The organism is Psychrobacter sp. UBA5136 (assembly GCF_002414005.1).
In the GTDB taxonomy this organism is placed as follows: domain Bacteria; phylum Pseudomonadota; class Gammaproteobacteria; order Pseudomonadales; family Moraxellaceae; genus Psychrobacter.
This window is the reverse complement of sequence record NZ_DHYG01000032.1, coordinates 47,998-60,083: the sequence shown is the minus strand read 5'-3', so window position 1 is coordinate 60,083 and position 12,086 is coordinate 47,998. Positions and strand designations below refer to the sequence as shown.

The window sequence follows — 12,086 nt, the reverse complement described above, 5'->3', positions numbered from 1 at the left end:
TATTTATTAATCACGATGCGTCGGTCAGGAAGACTGACATCAAGGAGATCCACATGGCAACATCTACGCGCCCAAGTTTTGATTGGGAAGATCCACTTTTATTACGCGCCCAATTAACTGATGAAGAGCGCATGGTCACGGACAGCGCCCGTCAGTTTTTTCAAAAAGAGCTGATGCCTGGTATTTTAGAGGCCAATCGTAACGAAAATTTTGATCGCAATATCATGCGCCAAATGGGTGAGATGGGTCTGCTTGGCGTTACCATTGACGGTTATGGCTGCGCGGGTTTATCGAGTGTTGCTTATGGTTTGATTGCTAAGGAAGTTGAGGCGGTGGATTCAGGTTATCGTTCGGCGATGAGCGTGCAGTCAAGCTTGGTTATGCATCCTATTTGGGCGTACGGTACCGAAGAGCAAAAAGAAAAATATCTGCCAAAGCTTGCGACTGGTGAGTACGTTGGCTGCTTTGGTTTGACTGAACCAGATTCAGGGTCAGACCCTGCCTCGATGTCGACTCGTGCCCGCGCGGTTGATGGCGGTTATGAGCTGACGGGTAATAAAATGTGGATTACCAACAGTCCCATTGCGGATGTGTTTGTCGTTTGGGCAAAAGATGATGCTGATGAGATTCGCGGCTTTATTTTAGACAAAGGCATGAAAGGGTTATCAGCGCCGAAGATTGAAGGTAAGTTTTCATTGCGTGCTTCGGTCACAGGCGAGATTGTCATGGACAAGGTATTTGTTCCTGAAGCCAATGCTTTTCCTGATATCCGTGGTTTAAAAGGGCCATTTGGTTGCTTAAATAAAGCCCGTTATGGTATCGCATGGGGCGCGATGGGTGCGGCAGAATTTTGCTGGAAAGCGGCGCGTCAGTACACGCTAGACCGTAAGCAGTTTGGTCGTCCGCTTGCTGCAACCCAGCTTGTACAGTTAAAACTGGCCAATATGCAAACAGAAATCGCTTTAGGTTTGCAAGCGGCACTGCGTGTCGGTCGCCTGATGGATGAAGACAATGCGGCGCCTGAGATGATTTCACTGATTAAGCGTAATAACTGCGGCAAAGCCTTAGACATCGCTCGCGTGGCACGTGACATGCACGGCGGCAACGGTATCTCTGATGAGTTCCATGTTATTCGTCATGTCATGAACTTAGAGGCGGTTAACACCTATGAAGGCACGCATGATATTCATGCGCTTATCTTAGGCCGTGCGCAGACGGGTATTCAAGCGTTTTATTAGTTGTTGTTAGTTAATCATAAAAGCTAGCTAACAAGTGCTAGCCAGTTTTTAGCCCATTAACGTACGTTGCTGTTTGGCTTTGTAATAAGCGCCTTATAAGCAGCGGCGTACGTTTTTGAATGGTATATAGCTAGGCGCTATTTAACTAAAGGTTATTAGCATTGTTATGCCTGATTTACTTTTTGGTGTTTATGACTTGAGTTATTAAAAGCTCTAAAGGCACCAAAAGCTAAATGATGCATGGCAATTTTTATCGAAATTTTATCAGGTGTTTTTCACCAATAAGTAGGCTACATAATAAGGGATGATTATGACTGTTGATAGCAATACCAATAACAGTAATGACGGGGAAAAAGGGGCGCTGCACGGTATCAAGGTACTTGATTTGTCGCGAGTATTGGCCGGCCCTTCTTGTACGCAAGTGCTCGCCGACCTCGGCGCTGAAGTCATCAAAGTTGAGCGTCCGCATATTGGTGATGAAACCCGTCATTGGGCGCCGCCAAAATTTAGCGATGATACCTCCGCCTATTACGCCACCATTAACCGTAATAAAAAATCCCTTACCGTCGATATCACCACGCCTGCCGGACAAAAAATTATTAAGCAGCTTATTGCCGAAAGCGATATCGTCGTTGAAAACTTCAAAGTTGGTGGTCTAAAAAAGTACGGCTTAGATTACGACAGCCTAAAACAAGACAATCCGCGCCTGATTTATGCCTCACTGACAGGATTTGGTCAGACAGGTCCTGATGCGAAGCGCCCAGGCTATGACTATATTATTCAAGGGTTGTCAGGACTCATGAGCATCACAGGCCCAAGCGATGGCGAACCGCACAAGGTTGGCGTGGCCGTGGTTGATTTGTTTGCAGGTTTGCAGCTGACCATTGGTATTCAAGCAGCGTTATTAGCGCGTCAAAAAACTGGACGCGGACAACATGTCGATGTGGCGCTGCTTGACAGTGCGCTTGCGATGCTCGCCAACGTTGGGATGAATTATCTGGCTTCAGATGAAATCCCGCCACGCCTCGGCAATCAGCATCCTAATATCGTGCCTTATCAAGTTTTTGCAGCAGCAGGAAAAGAGCATTTTATCTTAGCTTGCGGTAATGACAGTCAGTTTGGCAAGCTTTGTGAGGTGTTAGGGGTTGATTGGCATAACGACAGCCGTTTTGCGACCAATCCGCAGCGCGTTGCCAATCGTGAGCTGCTTTGTAGTGAGCTGAGCAAAAAATTTGCCGGGCAACCTCGTACTTATTGGTTAGAAGTGTTGGATCAAGCGGGTATCCCGTGCGGGGCGATTCATAATATCTCTGAGGCCTTGGCGATGCCGCAAGCACAAGCTCGTGAGATGGTGATCGATTTTGCGGCGCAGGGCAGTCCTGTGCGCGCGCTTGGAAGTCCGATTAAATTGTCCGCATCGCCTGTCACTTATCGTACGCCGCCACCGCAATTAAGCGAGCATACTGAGAGCACGCTTGCTGATTTGGGTTATGACAGCGAAATGATTGCCAAGTTAAAAGCCGATGGGATTGTTTAATGCTCTGCTTTAAAGCCTAAGCGCTGCTCGATTTGCTCGGCCAATTCGATGAGCACGGCACTGACTTCAGCACGCTTGGACTCATATTCTGCTTGCAAAAAGCTAACCGCCATCCCGGCGATGGCGTTACCTGAAGCGTTACGAATATAAGTGCCTAAGCAATACATGCCATCGCGCAGTTGCCCATCGTCAAGTGATATACGACTGTTTTTAATGGCGGCCAGCTCGGTCGCCAAATCGGTAAAGTTATCGACACCATGCTGGGTAATGGGGGTAGGAAAGCCGCTGGCATAGATGGATTTTATGTTGTCCATAGTGAAGGTGGAGAGCATGGCTTTACCAGTAGCTGAAAACACCGCCGGTACGCGAACACCCGCGCGGAAAGTAAAGCCAAGCGGCGCAGGCGCTTCATGACAGGCTAAAAATACCACTTCCCCCAAGTCGAGTTTGGATAAGGTAACGGTATGCTGCAAAAGGATGGGGTACTGGACAATAAGATCTTTAAATAATTGAACGACGCCTTGCTGCTGCTCGTACTTTCCCGCCCAGTACATCAAATACGAGCCTAAATGAAAGCGGCTGTCGCTGTCTTTATAAATGACATGCTTGGCGAGTAGGCTTTGCAAAATGTTGTGGGTGGAGCTGCGCGGCAAATCCAGCGCTTTGGCAATATGCGCCGCCGTTAAAGGCTGGGCGCTATCGGTAATCAAATCTAGTATCTGAAAAGTTTTGTCCAAGGCAGGGACGGCAGTGGTGCTCATAAGGAACCTATAAAAGCCGGTAAAGTAAAAAAAGCAGCAAAATAAAGTGATAAATCAGCACAAAGTTGATAATAGGGGTTGCAAATAGGAGACCATCATTCTTATAATGATGTCTCATATATAGAATACGCGTTCAGTATATTGAACAAATTACCAGTTATCAATCATTATTTATCGCCTAAGCTTTTATTTACGTTTATTTATTTGCCGCTATAAATCTGCAAAACCTATCTGCAACATATCATTGACAAGGAGCGTCACAATGTCACAACCCACGCTACAGCTATCAAATCCAGACCTACTAAAACAGCAGTGCTTTATCAAAGACGGCTGGCATGATGCCAGTGATGCCGCCACTATCGACGTGAGCAATCCTTTTAGCGGCGAGACTATCGGTAACGTACCTAGCTTGACGACCGATGATGTCAACGATGCGGTTGCTGCTTCTCATGAAGCGCAAATCACTTGGGCCGCCAAAACTGCCAAAGAGCGTGCGGAGCTACTACAAAAGTGGGCCGACCTTATCGATGCCAATAAAGAAGATTTGGCCATCATTATGACCGCTGAGCAAGGCAAACCTTTAACTGAGTCGCGCGGTGAAGTGGGCTATGCCAACAGCTTTATCCGCTGGTTTGCCGAAGAAGGTAAGCGCGTTTATGGCGATGTTATCCCTGCCAATCAAACACAATTGCGCCATGTCATCCTAAAACAGCCCGTTGGCGTTTGCGCGGCCATCACGCCTTGGAATTTCCCAGCAGCGATGATTACCCGTAAAGCAGCGCCGGCACTAGCGGCAGGGTGTACCATGATCATCAAACCTGCAACCGAAACGCCGTTTTCTGCTTTGGCACTCGCGGTATTGGCTGAGCAAGCAGGGATTCCAGCAGGCGTCATCCAAGTAGTCACGGGCAAATCTTCAACCATCGGCGATATCCTAACTGGCGATACGCGCATTCATAAGCTGTCATTTACTGGCTCTACCGAAGTTGGTCGTACCTTGATGGCACAATGTGCCCCAACCATCAAAAAACTGTCATTAGAGCTCGGCGGCAATGCGCCATTCATCGTTTTTGATGACGCTGATCTAGAAAAAGCTGCTGAAGGCTTAATCGCCTCTAAATATCGTAACGCCGGTCAAACCTGTGTCTGCGCCAATCGCGTCTATGTACAAGACAGCATTAAAGATAAATTCCTCGACGTATTTGTAAAAAAAGTCGCTGAACTTAATGTCGGTAACGGCATGGATGAAGGCGTGGATATCGGACCTTTGATTAACAAAAAAGCTTTGGAAAAAGTGCAAGCGCTACTCAAAGACGCTTTGGATAAAGGCGCAACTCTTATCACGGGCGGCAGCACCAACGGCGCATCTGAGCTGTCTTATAATCCAACGGTGATTACCGATATCAGCAGTGACATGGATATTGCCTATGAGGAAATCTTTGGTCCTATCGCTACTATCTTTACCTTTAAAGATGAAGCCGACGTCATCCGTCAAGCAAATAACACCATTTACGGTTTGGCCGCTTACTTCTACAGCAGCAGCTATGCACGCTCCTGGCGTGTCACTGAAGGGCTTGAGTACGGCATTATCGGTCATAACACAGGATTGATCTCTACCGAAGTCGCCCCATTTGGCGGCGTCAAGCAATCAGGATTTGGCCGCGAAGGCTCAAAATATGGCATCGAAGAGTATGTCGTGACCAAATACTGGTGTTCTGATATTAGTTAATTATCGAGTTTTATCTTTACTATTTTCATTTTTTACCCATGAAATGGGATTCAATACCACGAATCCCAACCAAAGTTAGCGCTTATTTTATAAACCGCCATTCCATAATGGCATCTATGTGAAAAAGAAAGAAAAGGATATTCTTATGACTACTACCAATCAATCACTACTTGCGCGCCGTAAAGCGGTTTTACCAACGGGTCTAGGCGTAGCATTTCCTATCTTTGCCGAAAAGGCCAAAAACTCAGAAGTTTGGGATATTGAAGGCAACCGTTATATCGACTTCGTCGGCGGTATTTCAGTATTGAATACGGGTCACAGCCATCCAAAAATCACGCAGCGTGTGCATGAGCAGCTAGACAAATTTACTCATACTGCCGCGCAAATGATTAATTATGAATGCTACGTTGAGCTTGCCGAAAAGCTTTGCGAAAAAGCGCCGATCAGCGGTCCGAAAAAAGCCTTGTTTTTAACCACGGGCGCAGAAGCAGTCGAAAACTGCATTAAAATTGCTCGCGCGAAAACCGGTCGTCCAGGGGTGATTTCTTTCGTTGGCGGCTGGCATGGCCGCACCTCAATGTGCATGAGCCTGACGGGTAAAGTATTGCCGTACAAAAAGAGCTTTGGTCCGATGCCAGGCCCTGTCTTTCATGCGCTATTCCCAGCTGAAGAGCTAAACGTCACAGAAGCACAAGCGCTGCATAGCCTTGAGATGATTTTCCAAGCAGATATCGATCCTAGCGAAGTGGCGGCAATGATTATCGAGCCAGTACAAGGCGAGGGCGGTTTTCATCAGGTGACGCCATCGTTTGCCAAAGCGCTGCGTAAGATTTGTGATGAGCATGGCATCGTGCTGATTTTTGATGAAGTGCAGTGTGGTTTTGGCCGTACTGGCACGTTGTTTGCGTCTGAGCAGTTGGGCGTTGAGCCAGATTTGATGACCAGTGCTAAGAGCTTGGCAGGCGGTTATCCTATCTCTGCCGTTATTGGCCGCGCCGACATTATGGATGCCCCGCAAGTTGGCGGCTTAGGCGGCACTTATTCTGGTAACCCACTGGCTTGCGTGGCTGCACTTGCCGTTATGGAAGTGATTGAAGAAGAAAACCTACTTGAGCGTAGTGTTGAGATTGGCGATAAAATCGCAGCGTTCTTAGAAGATTTAAACCTAAGCAGCATCGGTCATATCCGTCATAAAGGCGCCATGCTAGCGTTTGAACTAATTGACAGTGACGGCAAGCCTGACACTGAAGCAACGGCAAATCTAAAAGCCAAAGCCTTTGAGCAAGGACTGTTATTAGCGTCTTGTGGCATGTTTGGCAACGCCATTCGTATCATGGTGCCACTAACGGTAGAAGATGAAGTGCTACAAGAAGGTCTTGATATTATCAAAGGTATTTTGACTGCTCAAAGCGTTAATTTAAAAAATGAAAGCTTAAGCTTAGGATAATGACAGTGCTGCTTTGATTACAAGATTTACAACGGCGCCTTGCAAGTCAAGACGCCGTTGTTGTCTCTGCTAGGCGATAGTTATTTTATTAATAAAATTCATTAAGCAAAAAAAAATAGTTGGTATCAGGGCCATTAAAAAAAGGACTGACACGGATGACACACAGACAAGGAGCAGGTTATGTCTGAATTAAAAAAATCGTTAGGGACGCTAGATATCATTGCCTTAGCATTCGGTGCTATGGTTGGTTGGGGCTGGGTAGTCTTGGCTGGTGGTTGGATTTTGTCTGCGGGAACGTGGGGCGCAATGCTGGCGTTTTTGATAGGCGGTCTGGCTGTGATACTAATCGGTGTGACCTATGCTGAACTGGCCGCTTCTATGCCGATTACGGGCGGCGAGCATACTTATACCCATCGAGCATTGGGAGTAAATGTCTCCTTTATCTGCTCATGGAGTATTTTATTTGGGTATTTTTCGGTGGTGGCGTTTGAAGCGGTTGCCCTACCAACGGTGGTTGAGTATTTTATTCCCAATTATAACCAAGGCTATCTTTGGACCATCGCTGGCTGGGATGTCTATGCCACGTGGGTGGGCGTCGGCATGCTGGGCTCAATCATTGTCACCTGGCTAAATATCCGCGGTATGGAGGTCAGCGCGTGGTTCCAAAAAACCGCTGTAATGGGGATTTTATTCGTCGGTACATTATTATTTATTGGCGCAGTGCTCTATAATCCTGCTTCCTCGACAGCCGTGCAAGCACCAGCCTTTATCGGTGGTATCGGCGGTATTACAGCCGTCATCGTGATGGTGCCCTTTATGTTTGTCGGCTTCGACGTCATCCCGCAGGCGGCAGAAGAGATAGATCTGACCCGTCCCAGTATTGGCAAGTTTTTGATTATCTCTATCATTGTGGCGGTGATGTGGTACGTGGGTATTGCTTGGAGCGTGGGCACCACGCTGCCACTGGTACAGGCAGAGAACTCAACGCTTGCTACCGCTGACGCCATGACCAATGCCTGGCAGGGCAAATGGGCGGGTATTTTATTGGTCATCGGTGGCGTATTGGGTATTTTATCCAGCTGGAATGCCTTTTTGATCGGTGGCAGTCGTCTACTTTATGCCATGTCAAAAGCGCACATGCTGCCGGCATTTTTAGGCAAGCTGCATCCAAAGTATAAAACACCATCAAACGCGATTTTATTAATCGGTGGCCTTGCGACGCTTGCGCCATTGTTTGGCCGCAAGATGCTGGTGTGGATTGTTGACGCTGGTGGTTTTGGCATTGTCATCGCTTATAGCTGTGTGGCTATCTCTTTCTTAGTCTTGCGTTATCGCGAGCCTGACATGGTACGTCCATTTAAGATACCCGCAGGTAAGCTGGTCGGTATGGTGACGATTGCGCTCAGCTTTGGCCTGTTGATGCTGTATATGCCAGGCATGCCATCAGCGCTGACCCCGATCGAATGGTGGATCTTCTTTGGTTGGACGATACTTGGTATCGTGTTATATAGCTATGCACGCGTGAAGTACCCTGGTATCAGTGAGGCGATCATGGCAGAAGAATTGCGCGAATTAAAAATCGTGAATCAGCTGTGGTTAAAGGACAATCCGCCTAAACGCTAATATTTAAGCGCTAGTAAGTGAGCAGTAATGTGTGAGTATTAGCATCTGAGCGCTGATAACGTTAAAGGGATTGGCGTTCGGATGACGTAAAAAAAAGCCTAACACCTGATGTTAGGCTTTTTGTACAAAGTGCTTTTATTGTGTCTGGTGTAAGAATAAAAAGACGTTAAGACTTATCATTTGCTAAGACTTATCACGAATCAGCTTATAGTTTAAAAACTCGGTAATACCCAGCGTGCCAAGCTCGCGGCCAAACCCTGAGCGCTTAACCCCGCCAAATGGCGTGGTTGCTTCGCTGCCAGAAGGGGCGTTGATCGTCACCATACCAACGTCTAGCTTATCAGCGATATCAGCGGCCAAGGCAGCATCTTGCGTCTGAATAGACGCACCAAGGCCAAATGGCACATCATTGGCAATCTGGATGGCATGTTCGATATCACGTGCTTTATAGACGACGGCCACAGGGCCAAATAACTCCTCGCGATAAACATCCATTGACTCATCGACATCGGTCAGTACAGCAGGCGCAAACCAAGCTCCCGGCTTGTCTTTGAGTAATCCGCCCTCGACCAGTACCGTGGCACCGGCTTGAATTGCACTGTCGAGCTGCGCTTGTAAATTATCAGCGGCTGCTTTTGACGACAGCGGACCAATAAAAGTCTCTTCTTCAAGCGGATCTGCCAATGTCATGTTACGAACGGCCTTGGTAAAGCCTTCAACGAATTTGTCAAAGACTGGCTCGACGACGATTAAGCGCTTGGCAGCATTGCATGCTTGTCCTGTATTGCCAAAACGGCCTTCGATTGCTCCTTGCACAGCTTGTTCGATATCAGCATCAGCTGCGACGATAAATGCATCTGAGCCGCCTAATTCCAACACCACCTTTTTAAGGGCGGCGCCTGCTATTTTGGCAACCGCTTGTCCTGCGCGCTCAGAGCCTGTCAGCGAGACGCCTTGTACGCGGCTGTCCTCGATGATGGTTGCTGCTTGCTCGTTAGTGGCAAATACATTGTTATAGACGCCATCTGGTAAGCCCGCCTCTTTTAAAATATCAACGATGGCTTCGGCGGTTTTTGGGCACTGCGGCGCATGCTTTAGGATAATGGTGTTGCCCGCCATCAGGTTTGGTGCGGCAAAGCGCGCGACTTGATAATGCGGGTAGTTCCACGGCATGATGCCAAGTAACGCTCCAACAGGGCGCTTTTCTACAGAAGCAGTGCCGCTATCAACATCGATGGTGTTGGGGGTAAGTAGCTGCTCAGCATTATCGGCATAGTAGCGATAAATATCGGCCACCAAGCCAATCTCGCCTTTTGCTTGCGCCACAGGCTTGCCCATTTCTGTTGCGACAACGCGCGCGAGCGCATCTTGGCGCTCAAGATAAATATCGGCGATTTTGTGTAGTAGCGCGCCGCGCTCTTTTAGTGATACCTGACGCCAGTCTTGATAAGCGCTGTGTGCTTGTTCAATAGCATGCTGGATATCTTGCTCAGTGGCGGTCGGGTAGGTGGCTTCTACTTCGCCCGTAGCTGGGTTGTTCACTTGATAATCGCTCATACATATTCCTTAGTTAGCGTTAAAATCCATTTAGGTTTTTTATGTCTATCTGCTTAAGCTTATCTGTTTAAGCAAAGCATTTGGGTTGCTGCTGGGTAATACAGTGAATATTGCCGCCACCAAAGACAATCTCTTTGGTGCGTACGCCTACTACCTGATGCTGCGGAAAGATTTTTTCAAGCTGGGCAATGGCGAGGCTATCATTTATATCGTCATACTGTGGCACGATAATGGCATCATTACAAATCAAAAAATTAGCATAGGAGGCAATACAGTTATCACCAGTATGACGCGCTTTAGCAGCGTCAGATTGCTCAATCTCATAATCGTTGGGCAAGGTAACAGGCTCTTCGGTACAGCAAAGCTTGTGTACGGTTAAGCGTCTGCCTTTAGCATCAGTCATTGCTGATAGCTGCTTGTAAGCCTTTTGTGTCGCCTCATAAAACGGATGCTCAGGGTCGTCGGTGTATAGACAAACCACCTCACCGGGGCAGGCAAAGCATGCAATATCATCGATATGACCATTGGTTTCATCAGGGTCGATGCCATCATCGAGCCACAATACTTTTTGTACATTCAGATACGCTTTTAGCTGGTCTTCGATTTGGCGCTCACTGAGCTGCGGATTGCGTCCCGGGCTCAGCAAACACATACGAGTTGTCAAGACCGTGCCTTCACCATCGACATGAAACGCGCCGCCCTCCATCACAAATCCCTCAGTACGATAGCGCTGGATATCTAGATACTCGCACAGACGCGCAGCCAGTTTGTCATCGTCATCCCAAGGTGAGTACAGACCATCATAGTCACCGCCCCAAGCATTAAAGGTCCAATCGCAAGCGCGCAGCTCACCTTTATCATTGAGCAAAAACGTCGGCACGATATCTCGCGCCCACGCGTCATTGCTGGGCATGGCGATGACGTCAATATTTGCGGGCAAGCTATCGCGGCAGGATTGATAATCAGTAGGATTGACCAAGACACCTACTTCGCAAAAGTTGCTAATGGCTTGTGCAACTGACGCATAAGCTGCTTTGGCAGGCGCGGCGTTTTGCCGCCAGTTATCGGCCCTATACGGCCAGATTATCCAGATTTTTTGTAGCGGCGCAAACTCTGCTGGCATATAAAAGCCATCCTGCTGCGGCGTTGAGCCGGTGATTAATTGGTTCATTAATAATGACATATAAAGTACCTTATTTTAAGTCAAGATCTTAAAGCAAAGGTTTAAGGCAAAATCTTAAGCATAAACAGTTTTTAAGATAAAGCGCTTAAGCCCATAAACATTATCAATGCGTGAGCAAGGTGCCATACATTGTCGGGCGGCGGTCACGAAAGACGCCCCACTGGCGGCGCTCGATTGCCAGTTTATCTAAGTCAAAAGTAGCCGTGATGACCTCTTGGTTATCCTTTGAGGCTTCTTGGATAATCTCGCCGCGCCCATCGGTGATAAATGAGCTACCGTAAAATTGCATGGTACTGTCATGGTCATTTTGGCTGATGGTCTCTGTGCCGATACGGTTTGAGGCCACCACGGGCATTAAATTGGCCGCAGCATGACCCTGCATACAGCGCTGCCAATGCCCTTTTGAGTCGATATCCAGTGTCGGCTCATCACCAATCGCTGTCGGGTAAAACAAGAGCTCTGCACCCATCAGCGCCATACTGCGCGCGCACTCAGGAAACCACTGATCCCAGCAGATACCAACACCTATCTTGGCATACTTAGTATCCCAGACCTTAAAACCTGTATCGCCAGGAGTAAAATAGAACTTTTCGGCATAAGGAATGCCATCTGGTATGTGGGTTTTACGATACGTGCCGAGTATCTCGCCATCGGCATCGATGATGGTGACACTATTAAAAAATGTATTACCTGACTGTTCATAAAAGCTGATGGGCAATACGACATCTAATTCTTTGGCCAAATGTTTGAAGTGAGTGATAGCGGCGTTATCGGCGACTGAAGTTGCAAGCTTAAAATAATCAAAGTCATGTACTTGGCAAAAATAAGGCGTCTCAAACAGCTCTTGTAGCAAGACAATATTGGCACCCGCTTTTGCAGCTTTGGTTACTAAAGCGGTCGCGGTAACAATGTTTTGTTGTTTATCCCAGCCGCAAGCCATTTGGGTTGCAGCGACGCTGACAGTTCTCATCATTTAAGTCCTTTTAATTATTGATAAAGAAGGTCATCTCA

At 47.6% G+C, this 12,086-nt stretch carries 9 protein-coding genes; 5 read left to right on the top strand and 4 right to left on the bottom strand.

Annotated elements, in window-relative coordinates; all coding sequences use genetic code 11:
* Positions 1-53 precede the first annotated feature (53 nt).
* Together B4240_RS04085 and B4240_RS04080 are read left to right on the top strand one after the other, a co-directional pair.
* Positions 54-1,238 (top strand): acyl-CoA dehydrogenase, encoded by a 1,185-nt coding sequence (locus tag B4240_RS04085; protein ID WP_296236967.1) that lies wholly within the window; start codon positions 54-56, stop codon positions 1,236-1,238.
* A gap of 310 nt (positions 1,239-1,548) precedes the next feature.
* Positions 1,549-2,775 (top strand): CaiB/BaiF CoA transferase family protein, encoded by a 1,227-nt coding sequence (locus tag B4240_RS04080; RefSeq protein ID WP_414707091.1) that lies wholly within the window; start codon positions 1,549-1,551, stop codon positions 2,773-2,775.
* Here B4240_RS04080 and B4240_RS04075 read toward each other — a convergent pair.
* Positions 2,772-3,536, bottom strand: a complete 765-nt coding sequence (locus tag B4240_RS04075) for an IclR family transcriptional regulator (protein ID WP_296236965.1) — start codon at positions 3,534-3,536, stop codon at positions 2,772-2,774. The two genes, B4240_RS04080 and B4240_RS04075, sit on opposite strands and share 4 nt — an antisense overlap.
* Positions 3,537-3,798: 262 nt before the next feature.
* Here B4240_RS04075 and B4240_RS04070 point away from each other — a divergent pair, with 262 nt between their 5' ends.
* The 3 genes from B4240_RS04070 (at position 3,799) to B4240_RS04060 (ending at position 8,335) form a co-directional block, all read left to right on the top strand.
* Complete coding sequence (locus B4240_RS04070; protein WP_296236964.1) at positions 3,799-5,265, top strand: NAD-dependent succinate-semialdehyde dehydrogenase; 1,467 nt, start codon at positions 3,799-3,801, stop codon at positions 5,263-5,265.
* 145 nt (positions 5,266-5,410) lie between these two features.
* Positions 5,411-6,712 carry a 4-aminobutyrate--2-oxoglutarate transaminase gene (gabT, locus tag B4240_RS04065; RefSeq protein WP_296236963.1) on the top strand — a complete coding sequence of 434 codons (1,302 nt, stop codon included), beginning with the start codon at positions 5,411-5,413 and terminating at the stop codon, positions 6,710-6,712.
* 180 nt (positions 6,713-6,892) lie between these two features.
* The gene (locus B4240_RS04060) at positions 6,893-8,335 is read left to right on the top strand and encodes an APC family permease (RefSeq protein WP_296236962.1); all 1,443 of its coding nucleotides are present in this window, start codon (positions 6,893-6,895) and stop codon (positions 8,333-8,335) included.
* 183 nt (positions 8,336-8,518) lie between these two features.
* Here B4240_RS04060 and B4240_RS04055 read toward each other — a convergent pair whose 3' ends face one another.
* From B4240_RS04055 to aguB, 3 genes are all read right to left on the bottom strand, one after another.
* The gene (locus tag B4240_RS04055) at positions 8,519-9,892 is read right to left on the bottom strand and encodes an NAD-dependent succinate-semialdehyde dehydrogenase (protein WP_296236961.1); all 1,374 of its coding nucleotides are present in this window, start codon (positions 9,890-9,892) and stop codon (positions 8,519-8,521) included.
* Positions 9,893-9,959: 67 nt separating this feature from the next.
* Entirely contained in the window at positions 9,960-11,075 is a 1,116-nt protein-coding gene (aguA, locus tag B4240_RS04050; RefSeq protein WP_296236960.1) for an agmatine deiminase, read from the bottom strand.
* A gap of 103 nt (positions 11,076-11,178) precedes the next feature.
* Positions 11,179-12,048 (bottom strand): N-carbamoylputrescine amidase, encoded by an 870-nt coding sequence (gene aguB / locus B4240_RS04045; protein ID WP_296236959.1) that lies wholly within the window; start codon positions 12,046-12,048, stop codon positions 11,179-11,181.
* Positions 12,049-12,086: the final 38 nt, after the last annotated feature.